Source organism: Streptococcus sp. Marseille-Q5855 (genome assembly GCF_946901985.1).
Taxonomy (GTDB): Bacteria; Bacillota; Bacilli; order Lactobacillales; family Streptococcaceae; genus Streptococcus.
Window position 1 is genome coordinate 612433 of record NZ_CAMPPR010000006.1, and the last position, 19610, is coordinate 632042.

Below are 19610 nucleotides of genomic sequence, written 5' to 3' on the forward strand. Positions count from 1 at the left end.
CAATTTTTAATGAAAAAACAAAATAATGGTTTAATTAAAAATCCATTTCTATGGTTATTACTTATTTTTTTCCTAGTTACAGCTTACCAGTATTTTAGTACAGGTAGTGTTGCAGGAAAAAGTGAGCAAATTAATTATACAGAATTGGTAAAAGAAATTACCGATGACAATGTAAAAGAATTAACCTACCAACCAAATGGTAGTGTTATCGAAGTTTCGGGTGTCTATAAAAATCCTAAAACAAGTAAAGAAGAAACAGGCATTCAGTTCTTTTCTCCTTCTGCTACAACAGTAGAGAAATTTTCAAGTATTATTCTTCCCTCTGATACTACAGTATCAGAATTGCAAAAACTTGCTTCGGACCATAAAGCAGAAGTAACTGTTAAGCATGAAAGTTCAAGTGGTATGTGGATTAATCTACTCGTATCCATTGTGCCATTTGGAATTCTATTCTTCTTCCTATTCTCTATGATGGGAAATATGGGGGGAGGCAATGGTCGTAACCCAATGAGTTTTGGACGTAGTAAGGCTAAAGCTGCAAATAAAGAAGATATTAAAGTAAGATTTTCAGATGTTGCTGGAGCTGAGGAAGAAAAACAAGAACTAGTTGAAGTTGTTGAATTCTTAAAAGATCCAAAACGATTTACAAAACTTGGAGCCCGTATTCCAGCAGGTGTTCTTTTGGAGGGACCTCCGGGAACAGGTAAGACTTTGCTTGCTAAGGCAGTCGCCGGAGAAGCAGGCGTTCCATTCTTTAGTATCTCAGGTTCTGACTTTGTAGAAATGTTTGTCGGAGTTGGAGCTAGTCGTGTTCGTTCTCTTTTTGAAGATGCCAAAAAAGCAGCACCAGCTATCATCTTTATCGATGAAATTGATGCTGTTGGACGTCAACGTGGAGTTGGTCTTGGCGGAGGAAATGACGAACGTGAACAAACTTTGAACCAACTCTTGATTGAGATGGATGGTTTTGAGGGAAATGAAGGGATTATCGTCATCGCTGCTACAAACCGTTCAGATGTACTTGACCCTGCCCTCTTGCGTCCAGGACGTTTTGATAGAAAAGTATTGGTTGGCCGTCCTGATGTTAAGGGGCGCGAAGCAATCTTGAAAGTTCATGCTAAGAACAAGCCTTTAGCAGAAGATGTTGATTTGAAATTAGTTGCTCAACAAACTCCAGGCTTTGTTGGTGCTGATTTAGAGAATGTCTTGAATGAAGCAGCCTTGGTTGCCGCTCGTCGCAATAAATCGATAATTGATGCTTCAGATATTGATGAAGCAGAAGATAGAGTTATTGCTGGACCTTCTAAGAAAGATAAGACAGTTTCACAAAAAGAACGTGAATTGGTTGCCTACCATGAGGCAGGACATACCATTGTTGGTCTAGTCTTGTCGAATGCCCGTGTTGTTCATAAGGTTACAATTGTACCAAGAGGTCGTGCAGGTGGTTACATGATTGCACTTCCTAAAGAAGATCAAATGCTTCTATCTAAAGAAGATATGAAAGAGCAATTAGCTGGCTTAATGGGTGGACGTGTAGCTGAAGAAATTATCTTTAATGTCCAAACTACAGGAGCTTCAAACGACTTTGAACAAGCGACACAAATGGCGCGTGCAATGGTTACAGAGTACGGTATGAGTGAAAAACTTGGCCCAGTACAATATGAAGGAAACCATGCTATGTTTGGGGCACAGAGTCCTCAAAAATTAATTTCAGAACAAACAGCTTATGAAATTGACGAAGAGGTTCGTTCATTATTGAATGAAGCACGAAATAAAGCTGCTGAAATTATTCAGTCAAATCGTGAAACTCACAAGTTGATTGCAGAAGCATTATTGAAATACGAAACATTGGATAGTACACAAATTAAATCTCTCTATGAAACAGGAAAGATGCCTGAAACAGTAGAAGAGGAATCTCATGCACTATCCTATGATGAAGTAAAGTCAAAAATGAATGACGAAAAATAACCCCAAGAGAGGCATGACCTCTCTTTTTTGTGCAGTTTAGACGGTGTAGGGAACAGAATGGATGAAATGTACCAAAAGTGTTTCTGAATCTATTAGACTGTATACAGAAAGGGGAAGATTATGATTAAAGAATTATATGAAGAAGTCCAGGGAATTGTATATAAGTGTAGAAATGAATATTACTTGCATTTATGGGAACTATTGGATTGGGACCAAGAGGGCATGATATGTCTACATGAATTGATTAGTAAAGAAGAAGGATTAGTAGAAGATATCCCTCGTTTAAGGAAATATTTCAAAACAAAATTCCGGAATCGAATTTTAGATTATCTCCGTAAGCAAGAAAGCCAGAAACGGAGATATGACAAAGAACCATATGAAGAAGTAGGTGAGATTAGTCATCGTATAAGTGAGGGAGGTCTCTGGCTAGATGATTATTATCTCTTTCATGAAACACTAAGAGATTATAGAAACAAACAAAGTAAAGAGAAACAAGAAGAACTAGAACGCGTCTTAAGAAATGAACGATTTCGAGGGCGTCAAAGAGTGCTAAAGGACTTACGTATTGTGTTTAAAGAGTTTGACATCCGTACTCATTAGGAAGTCATGCAAAAAAGTAAAAAATTTTAAAAAAGGTGTTGACAAAGTTTGAAAAGCCTGTATAATAGTAAGAGTTGAAAATAACAACTCTGGTCCGTTGGTCAAGGGGTTAAGACACCGCCTTTTCACGGCGGTAACACGGGTTCGAATCCCGTACGGACTATGGTATGTTGCAGTTGGAAATACTTGATGAAAAAAGTTTTAAAAAAGTTTCAAAAAAGTGTTGACAAGCGAAAGCGACTGTGATATACTAATATAGTTGTCGCTTGAGAGAAGCGAGTGACAAAGACCTTTGAAAACTGAACAAGACGAACCAATGTGCAGGGCACTACAACTAAGGTTGTAGTACTGAACAATGAAAAAACAATAAATCTGTCAGTGACAGAAATGAGTGAGAACTCAAACTTTTAATGAGAGTTTGATCCTGGCTCAGGACGAACGCTGGCGGCGTGCCTAATACATGCAAGTAGAACGCTGAAGGAGGAGCTTGCTTCTCCGGATGAGTTGCGAACGGGTGAGTAACGCGTAGGTAACCTGCCTGGTAGCGGGGGATAACTATTGGAAACGATAGCTAATACCGCATAAGAGTAGATGTTGCATGACATTTGCTTAAAAGGTGCAATTGCATCACTACCAGATGGACCTGCGTTGTATTAGCTAGTTGGTGGGGTAACGGCTCACCAAGGCGACGATACATAGCCGACCTGAGAGGGTGATCGGCCACACTGGGACTGAGACACGGCCCAGACTCCTACGGGAGGCAGCAGTAGGGAATCTTCGGCAATGGACGGAAGTCTGACCGAGCAACGCCGCGTGAGTGAAGAAGGTTTTCGGATCGTAAAGCTCTGTTGTAAGAGAAGAACGAGTGTGAGAGTGGAAAGTTCACACTGTGACGGTATCTTACCAGAAAGGGACGGCTAACTACGTGCCAGCAGCCGCGGTAATACGTAGGTCCCGAGCGTTGTCCGGATTTATTGGGCGTAAAGCGAGCGCAGGCGGTTAGATAAGTCTGAAGTTAAAGGCTGTGGCTTAACCATAGTACGCTTTGGAAACTGTTTAACTTGAGTGCAAGAGGGGAGAGTGGAATTCCATGTGTAGCGGTGAAATGCGTAGATATATGGAGGAACACCGGTGGCGAAAGCGGCTCTCTGGCTTGTAACTGACGCTGAGGCTCGAAAGCGTGGGGAGCAAACAGGATTAGATACCCTGGTAGTCCACGCCGTAAACGATGAGTGCTAGGTGTTAGACCCTTTCCGGGGTTTAGTGCCGTAGCTAACGCATTAAGCACTCCGCCTGGGGAGTACGACCGCAAGGTTGAAACTCAAAGGAATTGACGGGGGCCCGCACAAGCGGTGGAGCATGTGGTTTAATTCGAAGCAACGCGAAGAACCTTACCAGGTCTTGACATCCCTCTGACCGCTCTAGAGATAGAGTTTTCCTTCGGGACAGAGGTGACAGGTGGTGCATGGTTGTCGTCAGCTCGTGTCGTGAGATGTTGGGTTAAGTCCCGCAACGAGCGCAACCCCTATTGTTAGTTGCCATCATTCAGTTGGGCACTCTAGCGAGACTGCCGGTAATAAACCGGAGGAAGGTGGGGATGACGTCAAATCATCATGCCCCTTATGACCTGGGCTACACACGTGCTACAATGGCTGGTACAACGAGTCGCAAGCCGGTGACGGCAAGCTAATCTCTTAAAGCCAGTCTCAGTTCGGATTGTAGGCTGCAACTCGCCTACATGAAGTCGGAATCGCTAGTAATCGCGGATCAGCACGCCGCGGTGAATACGTTCCCGGGCCTTGTACACACCGCCCGTCACACCACGAGAGTTTGTAACACCCGAAGTCGGTGAGGTAACCGTAAGGAGCCAGCCGCCTAAGGTGGGATAGATGATTGGGGTGAAGTCGTAACAAGGTAGCCGTATCGGAAGGTGCGGCTGGATCACCTCCTTTCTAAGGATAAGGAACTGCGCATTGGTCTTGTTTAGTCTTGAGAGGTCTTGTGGGGCCTTAGCTCAGCTGGGAGAGCGCCTGCTTTGCACGCAGGAGGTCAGCGGTTCGATCCCGCTAGGCTCCATTGGTGAGAGATCACCAAGTAATGCACATTGAAAATTGAATATCTATATCAAATAGTAACAAGAAAATAAACCGAAAACGCTGTAGTATTAATAAGAGTTTATGACTGAAAGGTCAAAAAATAAGGTTAAGTTAATAAGGGCGCACGGTGGATGCCTTGGCACTAGGAGCCGAAGAAGGACGTGACAAACGACGATATGCCTTGGGTAGCTGTAAGTAAGCGATGATCCAGGGATTTCCGAATGGGGGAACCCAACAGGTACTACCTGTTACCCGCATCTGTTAAGGATGTGAGGAGGAAGACGCAGTGAACTGAAACATCTAAGTAGCTGCAGGAAGAGAAAGCAAAAGCGATTGCCTTAGTAGCGGCGAGCGAAACGGCAGAAGGGCAAACCGAAGAGTTTACTCTTCGGGGTTGTAGGACTGCAATGTGGACTCAAAGATTATAGAAGAATGATTTGGGAAGATCAGCCAAAGAGAGTAATAGCCTCGTATTTAAAATAGTCTTTGTACCTAGCAGTATCCTGAGTACGGCGGGACACGTGAAATCCCGTCGGAATCTGGGAGGACCATCTCCCAACCCTAAATACTCCCTAGTGACCGATAGTGAACCAGTACCGTGAGGGAAAGGTGAAAAGCACCCCGGGAGGGGAGTGAAATAGAACCTGAAACCGTGTGCCTACAACAAGTTCGAGCCCGTTAATGGGTGAGAGCGTGCCTTTTGTAGAATGAACCGGCGAGTTACGTTATGATGCGAGGTTAAGTTGAAGAGACGGAGCCGTAGGGAAACCGAGTCTGAACAGGGCGAATTAGTATCATGACGTAGACCCGAAACCATGTGACCTACCCATGAGCAGGTTGAAGGTGCGGTAAGACGCACTGGAGGACCGAACCAGGGCACGTTGAAAAGTGCTTGGATGACTTGTGGGTAGCGGAGAAATTCCAAACGAACTTGGAGATAGCTGGTTCTCTCCGAAATAGCTTTAGGGCTAGCGTCGACATAAAGATTCTTGGAGGTAGAGCACTGTTTGGGTGAGGGGTCCATCCCGGATTACCAATCTCAGATAAACTCCGAATGCCAATGAATTATGGTCGGCAGTCAGACTGCGAGTGCTAAGATCCGTAGTCGAAAGGGAAACAGCCCAGACCACCAGCTAAGGTCCCAAAATAATTGTTAAGTGGAAAAGGATGTGGGGTTGCACAGACAACTAGGATGTTAGCTTAGAAGCAGCTATTCATTCAAAGAGTGCGTAATAGCTCACTAGTCGAGTGACCCTGCGCCGAAAATGTACCGGGGCTAAAACAATTTACCGAAGCTGTGGATACCTTTATAGGTATGGTAGGAGAGCGTTCTATGTGTGAAGAAGGTGTACCGTGAGGAGCGCTGGAACGCATAGAAGTGAGAATGCCGGTATGAGTAGCGAAAGACAGGTGAGAATCCTGTCCACCGTAAGACTAAGGTTTCCAGGGGAAGGCTCGTCCGCCCTGGGTTAGTCGGGACCTAAGGAGAGACCGAAAGGTGTATCCGATGGACAACAGGTTGATATTCCTGTACTAGAGTATGTAGTGATGGAGGGACGCAGTAGGCTAACTAAAGCAGACGATTGGAAGTGTCTGTCTAAGCAGTGAGGTGTGAATTGAGTTAAATGCTTAGTTCTATAACATTGAGCTGTGATGGGGAGCGAAGTTTAGTAGCGAAGTTAGTGACGTCACACTGCCAAGAAAAGCTTCTAGCGTTTAAACATACTCTACCCGTACCGCAAACCGACACAGGTAGTCGAGGCGAGTAGCCTCAGGTGAGCGAGAGAACTCTCGTTAAGGAACTCGGCAAAATGACCCCGTAACTTCGGGAGAAGGGGTGCTGACTTTACGTCAGCCGCAGTGAATAGGCCCAAGCAACTGTTTATCAAAAACACAGCTCTCTGCTAAATCGTAAGATGATGTATAGGGGGTGACGCCTGCCCGGTGCTGGAAGGTTAAGAGGAGTGCTTAGCGTAAGCGAAGGTATGAATTGAAGCCCCAGTAAACGGCGGCCGTAACTATAACGGTCCTAAGGTAGCGAAATTCCTTGTCGGGTAAGTTCCGACCCGCACGAAAGGCGTAATGATTTGGGCACTGTCTCAACGAGAGACTCGGTGAAATTTTAGTACCTGTGAAGATGCAGGTTACCCGCGACAGGACGGAAAGACCCCATGGAGCTTTACTGCAGTTTGATATTGAGTGTCTGTACCACATGTACAGGATAGGTAGGAGTCTATGAGATCGGGACGCCAGTTTCGAAGGAGACGTTGTTGGGATACTACCCTTGTGTTATGGCCACTCTAACCCAGATAGGTGATCCCTATCGGAGACAGTGTCTGACGGGCAGTTTGACTGGGGCGGTCGCCTCCTAAAAGGTAACGGAGGCGCCCAAAGGTTCCCTCAGAATGGTTGGAAATCATTCGCAGAGTGTAAAGGTATAAGGGAGCTTGACTGCGAGAGCTACAACTCGAGCAGGGACGAAAGTCGGGCTTAGTGATCCGGTGGTTCCGTATGGAAGGGCCATCGCTCAACGGATAAAAGCTACCCTGGGGATAACAGGCTTATCTCCCCCAAGAGTTCACATCGACGGGGAGGTTTGGCACCTCGATGTCGGCTCGTCGCATCCTGGGGCTGTAGTCGGTCCCAAGGGTTGGGCTGTTCGCCCATTAAAGCGGCACGCGAGCTGGGTTCAGAACGTCGTGAGACAGTTCGGTCCCTATCCGTCGCGGGCGTAGGAAATTTGAGAGGATCTGCTCCTAGTACGAGAGGACCAGAGTGGACTTACCGCTGGTGTACCAGTTGTCTTGCCAAAGGCATCGCTGGGTAGCTATGTAGGGAAGGGATAAACGCTGAAAGCATCTAAGTGTGAAACCCACCTCAAGATGAGATTTCCCATGATTTTATATCAGTAAGAGCCCTGAGAGATGATCAGGTAGATAGGTTAGAAGTGGAAGTGTGGCGACACATGTAGCGGACTAATACTAATAGCTCGAGGACTTATCCAAAGTAACTGAGAATACGAAAGCGAACGGTTTTCTTGGTTTGAATAGATATTCAATTTTGAGTAGGTATTACTCAGAGTTAAGTGACGATAGCCTAGGAGATACACCTGTACCCATGCCGAACACAGAAGTTAAGCCCTAGAACGCCGGAAGTAGTTGGGGGTTGCCCCCTGTGAGATATGGAAGTCGCTTAGCTCTATTCCGCCATAGCTCAGTTGGTAGTAGCGCATGACTGTTAATCATGATGTCGTAGGTTCGAGTCCTACTGGCGGAGTAGTTAATTAAAGGAGGTTTCGACCTCTTTTTTTGTTATATAATTAATAATCTGTCTTGCCTCTAATGACAAGTGATATTTTTCTTGACGATAGAAGTCTCAGCTACCATTATTTTCGAACACTGATAGCACTTAAAAGGAATCTTAGTGTGTACCCCTATTGATAATATCCATAATTTAGAAATTAGGGTCTTTAATGTCTAGTAGTTTTGTGATAAAATGTAATTGTTCCATATGAATCTTTCTAATGATGGTTTGGTCGCTTTTCATTATAGATGATATGGGACTTTTTTTCTACAATAAAATAGGCTCCATAATATCCATAGGGGATTTACCCACTACAAATATTATAGAGCCAGAAAAGCTAATCTAGAGAAAGGGCAAATTTCGTCCTTTCTTTTTTTTTGATGTTTAGAGCGATGAAAATCCGTTTTTTTGAAGTTTTCAAAGTTCCGAAAACCAGAGGCGTTGCGCTTGATAAGTTTGATGGGATTATTAGTGACTTCTAGTTTGGCGTTAGAATAGGCTAGTTTAAGGACATTGACAATTTTCTCGTTATCTTTGAGAAATGTTTTAAAGATAGTTTGAAAAATTTGATACTATGCGTTTTTCTTATTTTAAGATTTTTACCTCAGTCTCTTTTAGTATTTAACGCAGTTAATAAGGTCTTTACAATAGTTTAATTTAGGTAGTAAATTTGGTCCTATTCTGTCAACTTTTCCTATTTTTTCTCTTGTTGAGGTTGGTATTTTAACAATTCAGGAATTATTAATGATTAATTAAAATTTTTTGTTAGAATAAGATCATAAAAAGTAAAGGAGTGTATGCTTATGCTACAAAATATTTATGATCAGATGACTGATTTCTATGACAGTATCGAAGAAGAGTATGCTACTTTCTTTGATAATAGTTGGGACTGGGAACATTTTCATTTTAAATTTTTGATTTATTATTTAGTTAGATATGGCATTGGGTGTCGTAGGGATTTTATCGTTTACCATTATCGTGTTGCTTATCGTTTGTATCTTGAAAAGATGATAATGAATCGGGGGTTTATTTCTTGTTGAGGTAATTTTAGTAAATTTCCGAACAAACTTACTTTTTCATGGCAATATAACAATAAATAGCTGGTAATTTTTCTAAAACATTTTTTAATAGTTGGAAATAGCAAATCTTTCTATTGTTTCTTCTTGATAAAAAGGCGATTTTTTCTTATAATAAATTGTAAGATATAATTGCGGGTGAGATTCCTGCCATGTATGTGAGAAAGGAAGAGCCTGAGGGCTCAGACAAGATTATGACTTCAGTTGTTGTTGTAGGTACCCAATGGGGTGATGAAGGTAAAGGGAAGATTACAGACTTCCTTTCAGCGAATGCAGAAGTGATTGCACGTTACCAAGGTGGTGATAATGCAGGTCACACGATTGTGATCGATGGTAAGAAATTTAAGTTGCACTTGATTCCATCTGGAATTTTCTTCCCTGAAAAAATCTCTGTTATTGGGAATGGTATGGTTGTAAATCCTAAATCGCTTGTGAAAGAGTTGAGCTATCTTCATGAGGAAGGTGTTACAACTGATAACTTGCGTATTTCTGATCGCGCGCATGTTATTTTGCCTTATCATATCGAGTTGGATCGCTTGCAAGAAGAAGCTAAGGGCGACAATAAGATTGGTACTACAATCAAGGGAATTGGTCCAGCTTATATGGACAAGGCTGCTCGTGTTGGGATTCGTATTGCAGATCTTTTGGATAAAGATATTTTCCGTGAGCGTTTAGAACGTAACCTTGCTGAAAAGAATCGTCTTTTTGAAAAATTGTATGATAGTAAAGCTATCGCCTTCGATGATATTTTTGAAGAGTATTATGAATATGGTCAACAAATCAAGAAATATGTGACAGACACATCTGTCATTTTGAATGATGCGCTTGATAACGGTAAACGTGTGCTTTTTGAAGGTGCACAAGGAGTTATGCTAGATATTGACCAAGGTACTTATCCATTTGTTACGTCATCAAACCCTGTAGCTGGTGGTGTGACAATTGGTTCTGGTGTTGGTCCAAGTAAGATTGACAAGGTTGTAGGTGTATGTAAAGCCTATACGAGTCGTGTAGGAGACGGTCCTTTCCCAACTGAGTTGTTTGATGAAGTGGGAGAACGTATCCGTGAAGTAGGTCATGAATATGGTACAACAACTGGTCGTCCACGTCGTGTGGGTTGGTTTGACTCAGTTGTGATGCGTCATAGTCGTCGCGTTTCTGGTATTACTAATCTTTCATTGAACTCTATCGATGTTTTGAGTGGTTTAGATACAGTGAAAATCTGTGTGGCCTATGATATTGATGGTCAACGTATTGACTATTATCCAGCTAGTCTTGAGCAATTGAAGCGTTGCAAGCCTATCTATGAAGAGTTACCAGGTTGGTCAGAAGATATTACTGGAGTTCGTAATTTGGAAGATCTTCCTGAGAATGCGCGTAACTATGTTCGTCGTGTGAGTGAATTGGTTGGCGTTCGTATTTCTACTTTCTCAGTAGGTCCTGGTCGTGAACAAACAAATATTTTAGAAAGTGTTTGGTCGTAAGAGATTTTTAAGATTTGTTTAAGATAGGTCGGGTATACTATAGACAGTTACAAGAAGACCTCCTAACTTGTTGTAACAAATATCCTAAACTTTTCTTTTTCATAATAATCTCCCTATAGAGTCACCGCATTCGGTGGCTTTTTTTGTCTTGGGATTCATGATATAATAATAAAATCGACAAGTAGAAAAAGGGAAATTGATGAATTATACAGTTGAAGAAAAAGAAGTCTTTATGAGGGAAGCTTTGAGAGAGGCTGAGATTGCTCTTGAACACGATGAAATTCCAATTGGTTGTGTGATTGTCAAGGACGGAGAAATCATTGGCCGTGGGCATAATGCGCGTGAGGAGTTGCAACGAGCGATTATGCATGCGGAGATTATGGCAATAGAGAATGCGAACCTGAGTGAGGAGAGCTGGCGCTTGCTGGATTGCACGCTTTTTGTGACCATTGAGCCGTGTGTCATGTGTAGTGGGGCGATTGGACTCGCCCGTATTCCAAACGTGGTCTATGGGGCTAAAAACCAGAAATTTGGCGCTGCTGGGAGTTTGTACGATATCTTGACAGATGAGCGTCTCAATCATCGTGTGGAGGTTGAAACGGGAATTTTGGAAGATGAATGCGCAGCTATTATGCAGGACTTTTTTAGAAATAGACGGAAAAAATAATTTTTCTTTTAAAATGAATAGGAATGTGATATAATAAATAGTGGAGCAACAGTTCTGCGTGAAGCGGGTCAGGGGAGGAATCCAGCAGCCCTAAGCGATTTGAATTGTGTGCTCTTTTTTTCGTGCTTTTTCCGAATAAATAAGATAGAATAATCTAGAATAAATGATAATAGAAAAGAGAAGATGATGAAAATTCGTGGTTTTGAATTGGTTTCTAGTTTTACAGATGAAAATTTATTGCCCAAGCGTGAGACAGCGCATGCGGCTGGTTACGATTTAAAGGTTGCAGTGCGCACAGTTATCGCTCCAGGAGAGATTGTCTTGGTTCCAACAGGGGTTAAGGCCTATATGCAGCCGACTGAGGTTCTTTACCTTTATGATCGTTCTTCAAACCCTCGTAAGAAGGGCTTGGTTTTAATTAATTCAGTTGGCGTTATTGATGGAGACTATTATGGAAATCCTGGGAATGAAGGGCATATTTTTGCGCAGATGAAGAATATCACAGACCAAGAGGTTGTTCTTGAAGTTGGAGAACGTGTTGTCCAGGCTGTCTTTGCTCCTTTCTTAATTGCAGATGGAGATGCAGCTGATGGTGTGCGAACTGGTGGTTTTGGGTCAACTGGACACTAAGATGAAGATTATCTTTGTACGTCACGGGGAGCCAGATTACCGTGAGTTAGAGGAGCGTTCTTATACGGGTTTTGGGATAGATTTGGCGCCCTTGTCTGAGAAGGGACGGCAGCAAGCTCAGGAATTGAGCAAAAATTCTTTACTCTCGTCAGCTGAAATAATCGTATCTTCTGCAGTCACAAGAGCTTTAGAAACGGCTTCTTATGTAGTTTGTACTACGGGACTTCCTTTGAGAGTAGAGCCATTATTGCATGAATGGCAGGTCTATGAAAGTAGCACAGATAATTTTGAAAAAGCTCGTACTATGTTTCTAGAAAACAAGGGGGAGTTACTTCCTAATAGTCCTATTCAATATGAGACAGCTACGGAAATGAAGTCTCGTTTTTTAGAATGTATGTCTAAGTATCGAGAACATCAGACTGTGGTAGTTGTTGCTCATCGAATGCTCATGCGTCAGTTTGTGCCAAATGATAAGATTGATTTTTGTCAAGTGATTGAGTGTGAGTTAGAGATATAGAAAGAGGTTTATCATCGCAAAGAAAAAAGCGACATTTGTATGTCAAAATTGTGGGTATAATTCCCCTAAATATCTGGGGCGTTGCCCTAACTGTGGGTCTTGGTCTTCTTTTGTAGAAGAGGTTGAGGTTGCTGAGGTAAAGAATGCGCGTGTGTCCTTGACAGGTGAGAAAACCAAGCCCATGAAACTAGCTGAGGTGACTTCAATCAACGTCAATCGAACCAAGACGGAGATGGAGGAATTCAACCGTGTACTTGGAGGCGGAGTGGTACCAGGAAGTCTTGTCCTTATCGGTGGGGATCCTGGAATTGGGAAATCAACCCTTCTCTTACAAGTCTCAACCCAGCTGTCTCAAGTGGGGACTGTTCTCTATGTCAGTGGGGAGGAGTCTGCCCAGCAGATTAAACTACGTGCAGAGCGTTTGGGTGATATTGATAGCGAGTTTTATCTCTATGCAGAGACCAATATGCAGAGTGTTCGAGCAGAGGTGGAGCGCATCCAACCAGACTTCCTCATTATTGACTCCATTCAGACCATTATGTCTCCTGAGATTTCAGGGGTGCAGGGGTCTGTTTCTCAGGTGCGTGAGGTGACGGCTGAACTTATGCAGCTGGCCAAAACCAATAACATTGCCATCTTTATCGTAGGGCATGTGACCAAGGAGGGCACTCTGGCTGGTCCGCGTATGTTGGAGCATATGGTGGATACGGTGCTTTACTTTGAAGGGGAGCGTCACCATACTTTTCGTATCTTGAGAGCGGTCAAAAATCGTTTTGGCTCCACTAATGAGATTGGGATTTTTGAGATGCAGTCGGGTGGTCTGGTTGAGGTACTCAATCCGAGTCAAGTTTTCCTAGAGGAGCGTTTGGATGGGGCGACTGGGTCGTCAATCGTTGTGACCATGGAAGGGACGCGTCCGATTTTGGCGGAGGTTCAGGCTTTGGTAACACCGACCATGTTTGGAAATGCCAAGCGTACTACGACAGGACTTGATTTTAATCGTGCGAGTCTGATTATGGCTGTTTTGGAAAAGCGGGCAGGTCTTCTCTTGCAAAATCAGGACGCTTATCTCAAATCTGCTGGTGGTGTAAAATTGGATGAACCTGCCATTGACTTGGCCGTTGCAGTTGCCATTGCTTCGAGCTACAAAGACAAGCCAACTAATCCTCAGGAATGTTTTGTGGGAGAACTGGGCTTGACAGGAGAAATTCGGCGCGTGAATCGTATCGAGCAGCGCATCAATGAAGCTGCTAAACTGGGTTTTACTAAGATTTATGTACCTAAGAATTCCTTGACAGGAATCACTCCGCCCAAGGAAATTCAGGTCATTGGCGTAACAACGATTCAGGAAGTTTTGAAAAAGGTCTTTGCATAATCCGTGACAAATCTTCTTAAAAATGATAAGATAGGAGAAATATTTGACTATCAAATTTTCAAGGAGGGAATCGTGTCGTATTTTGAACAGTTTATGCAAGCCAATCAGGCTTATGTTGCCCTACATGGGCAATTAAATCTGCCACTTAAACCTAAAACCAGAGTAGCCATTGTGACCTGTATGGACTCACGTCTGCACGTTGCGCAAGCTTTAGGTTTGGCACTTGGGGATGCTCATATCTTGCGGAATGCAGGTGGTCGAGTGACAGAAGACATGATTCGTTCGCTGGTTATTTCCCAGCAACAAATGGGGACAAGAGAGATTGTGGTGTTACACCATACAGACTGTGGTGCTCAGACCTTTGAAAATGGTCCTTTTCAGGAGTATTTAAAAGAGGAACTAGGTGTCGATGTGTCAGATCAGGATTTTTTGCCCTTCCAAGATATAGAGGAGAGTGTACGTGAGGACATGCAACTCCTTATCGAGTCTCCCCTAATACCAGACGATGTCATTATCTCTGGTGCTATTTATGATGTAGATACAGGAAGTATGACAGTCGTAGAATTGTAAAAAATTCATTTAGAAAGAAAGTGTATGAAGAAAAACAGTATTTTATTTATTTTTATCTTATTGCTATGTATTGGTTTACAGTATGAAACCATTTACTATACGGACGGTTCGATGTCAGGTGCGGAATATGGCCTAATGGGAGTTTCTATCTTTCTAGCTCTCTTTTACATGATTCCGGCTCTTTATTTCCTTTTCCGCATTGGGAAAAAATGGGAATTGCCAAAGAACGCCTTGATTTTGTCTTTATTGGGTGGGATGTTCCTTTCGGGTTGGTTGTCTAGCTTGGCGAATACCTATATCCATGATTTACTGGGTATTCTTTTCCCAGATAGTGCATTTTTAAATGCCTTTGAAAGTGCGATTGTGGCTCCTTTGGTAGAGGAACCCTTGAAATTATTGCCACTTATCTTTGTTTTGGCCTTGGTTCCTGTGCGAAAATTAAAATCTTTGTTTTTACTAGGAATTGCTTCTGGTTTGGGATTTCAAATGATTGAGGATATTGGCTATATTCGTACGGATTTGCCAGAGGGATTTGACTTTACTATTTCAAGAATTTTAGAGCGTATCATCTCAGGAATTGCCTCTCACTGGACTTTTTCAGGTCTGGCTGTAGTAGGTGTTTACTTGCTTTACAGAGCCTATAAAGGGCAGAAGGCTGGCAAGAAACAGGGGATTATTTTCCTAGGTTTAGCCTTGGGAACTCACTTCTTGTTTAACTCTCCTTTTGTAGAATTAGAGACAGAGTTGCCCTTAGCGATTCCAGTGGTTACAGCTATTACTCTCTATGGTTTTTATCAGGCTTATCGCTTTGTTGAGAAGAACGATGAGATAATGAACTAGAATATTTTTCAAAAGAATGATGCAAGGGCACAAATATGGTGCCCTTCTTTTATTTTTGATTGAAAAATAGTGCAAAAAGCGCTACAATGGTAGATGGAAAAATCTTGTGAAAAACACAAGCGATACATATATACCGGAGGAAATCATGTCTTTTTCTGATTTAAAGCTGTTTGCCCTTTCTTCTAATAAAGAATTGGCAGAACGTGTGGCGCAGGAGATTGGGATAGAGTTGGGGAAATCAAGTGTCCGCCAATTTTCAGATGGAGAGATTCAGGTCAACATCGAAGAATCAATCCGTGGGAAACACGTCTTTATCCTACAATCAACTAGCTCGCCCGTAAATGACAATCTGCTTGAAATTTTGATTATGGTAGATGCTTTGAAGCGTGCGAGTGCAGAATCTGTCAATGTTGTCATGCCTTACTATGGGTATGCACGTCAGGATAGAAAGGCGAGAGCGCGTGAGCCAATCACTTCAAAACTTGTTGCAAATATGCTTGAAGTAGCTGGAGTGGATCGTTTGTTGACAATCGACTTGCATGCTGCGCAGATTCAAGGATTCTTTGATATTCCTGTGGATCACTTGATGGGTGCTCCTCTGATTGCGGATTATTTTGAGCGTCGTGGCATGGTTGGTTCTGACTATGTGGTTGTCAGCCCAGACCATGGAGGGGTGACTCGTGCCCGTAAGTTGGCAGAATTTTTGAAAACATCTATCGCTATTATTGATAAACGTCGTAGCGTTGATAAGATGAATACTAGTGAAGTCATGAACATCATCGGTAAGGTAGAAGGCAAGAATTGTATCTTGATTGATGATATGATTGATACTGCTGGAACGATTTGTCATGCGGCAGATGCTCTTGCAGAAGCTGGTGCTGTTGAAGTCTATGCAAGCTGTACGCACCCAGTTCTTTCTGGTCCTGCTATGGACAATATCCAAAATTCAGCTATTAAGAAATTGGTCGTTTTGGATACTATCTACTTGCCAGAAGAGCGTTTGATTGATAAGATTGAACAGATTTCAATTGCTCATCTCCTAGGGGATGCTATCGTGCGTATCCATGAAAAACGCCCACTTTCTCCACTTTTCAGTATTGAGAAAAAGATTTAATGACCAAGCCTGAGATAATTCTCAGGTTTTTTTCGTCTCTTTTGCGAATAAATAGATAGTAGCAGTGAATCTAGTAAACCTAGATTTAAAAATGTGCTATTAAGACCTCACCTGTCGTCTCCTCTCTCATGCTAAAGCTATGAAAAGCCAAATCATCTGAGAAGTAATTACTATCTACGATAGCAATAGCATAAACAGGTGCGATGTGTTTGTAACTCTGGTGAGTATTGCCCTCTTGCTGGCGGATTTTTTCAAGATTTTGATTGACCTGACTACACAGATAAGCCCACAGGCGATTGATGAAAAAATTCTGATGATGGACTTGGATTTCAATGATTACTTGAGTTCCATTATCTAACTCCGCCAAAACATCTATACTGGTATAGAAATCCTGCGCTGAGTAAGGCACGGAAGGCAAGACATGAATATTACTTCCCTCTAAAATGGTTACATTTTTGGCTGGCAAGTCCAGCATATCGCGAATAAATTGACAAGTGATTTCTGGGTTGCTGAAAATTTTCTTAGCAACCAAATCATTAGTTGGGCTAATGCCCGGATGACGTACAGTCATATTTCTTCTCCTTTCATTATAGCACATTTTTAAATCTAGGTTTACTAGATTCAATGCTTCTATCTATTTATTCGGGAAAAAGTATGAAAAATACTTAGTCTGGCTCTTCCCAATGGTATTTTTTGGTGCTTTCCTTTATAATGGGTGTATGGATAAGAAAAAATTATTATTGATTGATGGGTCTTCTGTTGCTTTTCGGGCGTTTTTTGCACTCTATCAGCAGTTGGACCGTTTTAAGAATGCGGCTGGTTTGCATACCAATGCGATTTATGGTTTCCAGTTGATGTTGAGCCATTTGTTGGAGCGGGTTGAGCCCAGTCATATTTTGGTGGCTTTTGATGCGGGAAAGACGACCTTCCGTACAGAGATGTATGCGGACTATAAGGGTGGTCGGGCTAAGACTCCTGATGAGTTTCGTGAGCAATTTCCTTTTATTCGTGAGTTGCTGGATCATATGGGGATTCGTCATTATGAGTTGGCTCAATATGAGGCGGATGACATTATTGGGACACTAGATAAATTAGCTGAGCAAGATGGTTTTGATATTACCATTGTCAGTGGGGACAAGGACTTGATTCAGCTGACGGATGAGCATACGGTGGTTGAGATTTCCAAGAAAGGTGTTGCTGAGTTTGAGGCTTTTACGCCGGACTATCTCATGGAAAAGATGGGGCTCACACCGACTCAGTTTATCGATCTCAAGGCGCTCATGGGAGATAAGTCGGATAATATCCCTGGGGTGACTAAAATCGGCGAAAAGACGGGTATCAAGCTCTTGCTGGAGCATGGCTCACTCGAGGGGATTTACGAGAATATCGATGGGATGAAGGCTTCTAAGATGAAGGAAAATCTCATCAATGATAAGGAACAGGCCTTTTTGTCGAAAACACTGGCGACCATTGATACCAAGGCACCGATTGAGATTGGTTTGGAGGATTTGGTCTATAGTGGTCCAGATGTGGAAAATCTTGGGAAATTCTACGATGAGATGGGCTTCAAACAGCTCAAGCATGCTTTAAATGTGTCGTCAGCTGATGTTGCTGAAAGTTTGGACTTTACTATCGTTGACCAAATTAGTCAAGAGATGCTGAGTGAAGAGTCAATCTTCCATTTTGAGCTTTTTGGTGAGAATTACCATACGGATGATTTGGTTGGATTTGCCTGGTCTTGTGGAGATAAGCTCTATGCCACAGACAAGCTTGAGCTGTTGCAAGAGCCTATTTTCAAGGACTTTCTAGAAAAAACATCTCTGAGAGTGTATGACTTTAAGAAGGCTAAAGTTCTCTTGCATCGTTTTGGTGTGGATCTGCAGGAGCCTGATTTTGATAGTCGTTTGGCTAAATACCTCCTTTCGACTGTGGAGGACAATGAAATTGCGACTATTGCTAGTCTTTATGGTCAGACTTATTTGGTTGATGATGAGACCTTCTACGGTAAGGGTGTCAAGAGAGCCATTCCTGCACGTGAGAAATTCTTGGAGCATTTAGCTCGTAAGCTTGCTGTTTTGGTTAAAACAGAACCTATTTTGCTTGAAAAACTCAGAGAAAATGGGCAATTAGAGCTTCTTTATGATATGGAGCAACCTCTGGCTTTTGTCCTTGCCAAGATGGAAATTGCTGGGATTACGGTCAAGAAAGAGACCTTGCTTGAAATGCAGGCTGAAAATGAGCTTGTCATTGAAAAACTGACTCAAGAGATTTATGAACTGGCTGGTGAAGAGTTTAATATCAACTCGCCTAAGCAGTTGGGCGTGCTTCTCTTTGAAAAATTGGGACTTCCTCTAGAGTACACTAAGAAAACTAAGACTGGATACTCGACAGCGGTGGATGTCTTGGAGCGCCTTGCTCCGATTGCTCCGATTGTTAAGAAAATCCTGGATTACCGTCAGATTACCAAGATTCAATCGACTTATGTGATTGGCTTGCAGGACTGGATTTTGGCTGATGGCAAGATTCATACGCGCTATGTGCAGGATTTGACCCAGACCGGGCGTTTGTCTAGTGTGGATCCAAATTTGCAAAACATTCCTGTGCGTTTGGAGCAGGGCCGTCTCATTCGTAAGGCTTTTGTGCCAGAGTGGGAGGATAGTGTCCTTCTCAGCTCGGACTATTCACAGATTGAATTGCGCGTTTTGGCGCACATCTCTAAAGATGAGCACTTGATTAAGGCCTTCCAAGAGGGAGCGGACATTCATACTTCGACAGCCATGCGGGTCTTTGGCATTGAACGTCCTGAGGATGTGACTGCAAACGACCGTCGAAATGCCAAGGCGGTCAACTTTGGAGTGGTTTACGGGATTTCAGACTTTGGTTTGTCTAATAATCTGGGCATCAGCCGTAAGGAAGCCAAAGCCTATATTGATACCTACTTTGAACGCTTCCCAGGTATTAAAAACTACATGGATGAAGTGGTGCGTGAGGCGCGTGATAAGGGCTATGTGGAGACACTCTTCAAGCGTCGTCGTGAGTTGCCAGATATCAATTCGCGCAACTTCAATATTCGTGGTTTTGCGGAGCGGACAGCTATCAACTCTCCTATACAGGGTTCGGCGGCAGATATTCTCAAGATTGCCATGATTCAGCTGGATAAAGCCTTGGTTGCAGGTGGTTATCAGACTAAGATGCTTCTGCAAGTGCACGATGAAATCGTCCTTGAAGTTCCTAAATCTGAATTAGCAGAGATGAAAAAATTGGTCAAACAAACCATGGAAGAAGCCATTCAACTCAGTGTTCCCCTCATCGCAGATGAAAATGAAGGGGCAACCTGGTACGAGGCTAAATAAAAAGGGGGCTAGTCCTCCTT

General features: G+C 42.8%; 12 protein-coding genes, 3 tRNA genes, 3 rRNA genes, 1 other RNA gene and 3 pseudogenes. 19 read left to right on the forward strand and 3 right to left on the reverse strand.

Annotated elements, in window-relative coordinates; translation table 11 throughout:
* The first annotated feature begins 9 nt into the window (after positions 1–9).
* The 8 genes from ftsH (at position 10) to OC529_RS09420 (ending at position 7940) form a co-directional block, all read left to right on the forward strand.
* Positions 10–1968 (forward strand): ATP-dependent zinc metalloprotease FtsH, encoded by a 1959-nt coding sequence (gene ftsH, locus OC529_RS09385; RefSeq protein WP_050242876.1) that lies wholly within the window; start codon positions 10–12, stop codon positions 1966–1968.
* Positions 1969–2088: 120 nt separating this feature from the next.
* Positions 2089–2568, forward strand: a complete 480-nt coding sequence (locus OC529_RS09390) for a sigma-70 family RNA polymerase sigma factor (protein WP_262082007.1) — start codon at positions 2089–2091, stop codon at positions 2566–2568.
* 91 nt (positions 2569–2659) lie between these two features.
* Positions 2660–2731, forward strand: a tRNA-Glu gene (locus OC529_RS09395).
* 243 nt (positions 2732–2974) lie between these two features.
* A 16S ribosomal RNA gene (locus OC529_RS09400) occupies positions 2975–4520 on the forward strand.
* Between the two features lie 51 nt (positions 4521–4571).
* Positions 4572–4644 (forward strand) — tRNA-Ala (locus OC529_RS09405).
* 124 nt (positions 4645–4768) lie between these two features.
* Positions 4769–7669, forward strand: a 23S ribosomal RNA gene (locus tag OC529_RS09410).
* A gap of 76 nt (positions 7670–7745) precedes the next feature.
* A 5S ribosomal RNA gene (gene rrf, locus OC529_RS09415) occupies positions 7746–7861 on the forward strand.
* The 16S, 23S and 5S rRNA genes sit together here with 3 tRNA genes alongside, the layout of an rRNA operon.
* Positions 7862–7866: 5 nt before the next feature.
* Positions 7867–7940, forward strand: a tRNA-Asn gene (locus OC529_RS09420).
* A 77-nt stretch (positions 7941–8017) separates the two neighbouring features.
* On the opposite strand, the pseudogene OC529_RS09425 reads toward OC529_RS09420, so the two are convergent.
* Together OC529_RS09425 and OC529_RS09430 are read right to left on the reverse strand one after the other, a co-directional pair.
* Positions 8018–8174, reverse strand: a pseudogene (locus OC529_RS09425) (ISL3 family transposase); the annotation flags it as partial.
* 130 nt (positions 8175–8304) lie between these two features.
* Positions 8305–8539 (reverse strand): annotated as a pseudogene (locus tag OC529_RS09430) (transposase); the annotation flags it as partial.
* A 231-nt stretch (positions 8540–8770) separates the two neighbouring features.
* Here OC529_RS09430 and comW point away from each other — a divergent pair.
* From comW to OC529_RS09480, 10 genes are all read left to right on the forward strand, one after another.
* Positions 8771–9007, forward strand: coding sequence for a sigma(X)-activator ComW (comW, locus tag OC529_RS09435; RefSeq protein WP_262082008.1), 237 nt, complete (start codon positions 8771–8773; stop codon positions 9005–9007).
* Between the two features lie 230 nt (positions 9008–9237).
* Positions 9238–10524 (forward strand): adenylosuccinate synthase, encoded by a 1287-nt coding sequence (locus tag OC529_RS09440; RefSeq protein ID WP_262082053.1) that lies wholly within the window; start codon positions 9238–9240, stop codon positions 10522–10524.
* A gap of 199 nt (positions 10525–10723) precedes the next feature.
* Positions 10724–11191 (forward strand): tRNA adenosine(34) deaminase TadA, encoded by a 468-nt coding sequence (gene tadA, locus OC529_RS09445; RefSeq protein ID WP_261042966.1) that lies wholly within the window; start codon positions 10724–10726, stop codon positions 11189–11191.
* A gap of 32 nt (positions 11192–11223) precedes the next feature.
* Positions 11224–11321: signal recognition particle sRNA small type (gene ffs, locus OC529_RS09450), an RNA gene on the forward strand.
* 56 nt (positions 11322–11377) lie between these two features.
* Positions 11378–11821, forward strand: a complete 444-nt coding sequence (locus tag OC529_RS09455; protein ID WP_000701987.1) for a dUTP diphosphatase — start codon at positions 11378–11380, stop codon at positions 11819–11821.
* Complete coding sequence (locus tag OC529_RS09460) at positions 11781–12338, forward strand: histidine phosphatase family protein (protein WP_261013517.1); 558 nt, start codon at positions 11781–11783, stop codon at positions 12336–12338. The genes OC529_RS09455 and OC529_RS09460 overlap by 41 nt, the downstream gene beginning before the upstream one ends.
* 13 nt (positions 12339–12351) lie before the next feature.
* Positions 12352–13713, forward strand: coding sequence for a DNA repair protein RadA (gene radA, locus OC529_RS09465; protein WP_077804517.1), 1362 nt, complete (start codon positions 12352–12354; stop codon positions 13711–13713).
* Positions 13714–13785: 72 nt separating this feature from the next.
* On the forward strand, positions 13786–14283 hold the full coding sequence (locus tag OC529_RS09470; RefSeq protein ID WP_004237611.1) for a beta-class carbonic anhydrase: 498 nt from the start codon (positions 13786–13788) through the stop codon (positions 14281–14283).
* Positions 14284–14307: 24 nt separating this feature from the next.
* Positions 14308–15123 carry a PrsW family intramembrane metalloprotease gene (locus OC529_RS09475; RefSeq protein WP_262082010.1) on the forward strand — a complete coding sequence of 272 codons (816 nt, stop codon included), beginning with the start codon at positions 14308–14310 and terminating at the stop codon, positions 15121–15123.
* A gap of 145 nt (positions 15124–15268) precedes the next feature.
* A complete protein-coding gene (locus tag OC529_RS09480; protein WP_262082011.1) occupies positions 15269–16237 on the forward strand; it encodes a ribose-phosphate diphosphokinase in 969 nt (322 codons plus the stop codon).
* 100 nt (positions 16238–16337) lie between these two features.
* On the opposite strand, the pseudogene OC529_RS09485 reads toward OC529_RS09480, so the two are convergent.
* Positions 16338–16808, reverse strand: a pseudogene (locus OC529_RS09485) (PD-(D/E)XK nuclease family transposase); the annotation flags it as partial.
* A 148-nt stretch (positions 16809–16956) separates the two neighbouring features.
* On the opposite strand from OC529_RS09485, the gene polA reads away from it, so the two are divergent.
* The gene (gene polA / locus OC529_RS09490; protein ID WP_262082012.1) at positions 16957–19590 is read left to right on the forward strand and encodes a DNA polymerase I; all 2634 of its coding nucleotides are present in this window, start codon (positions 16957–16959) and stop codon (positions 19588–19590) included.
* The last annotated feature ends 20 nt before the right edge of the window (positions 19591–19610 follow it).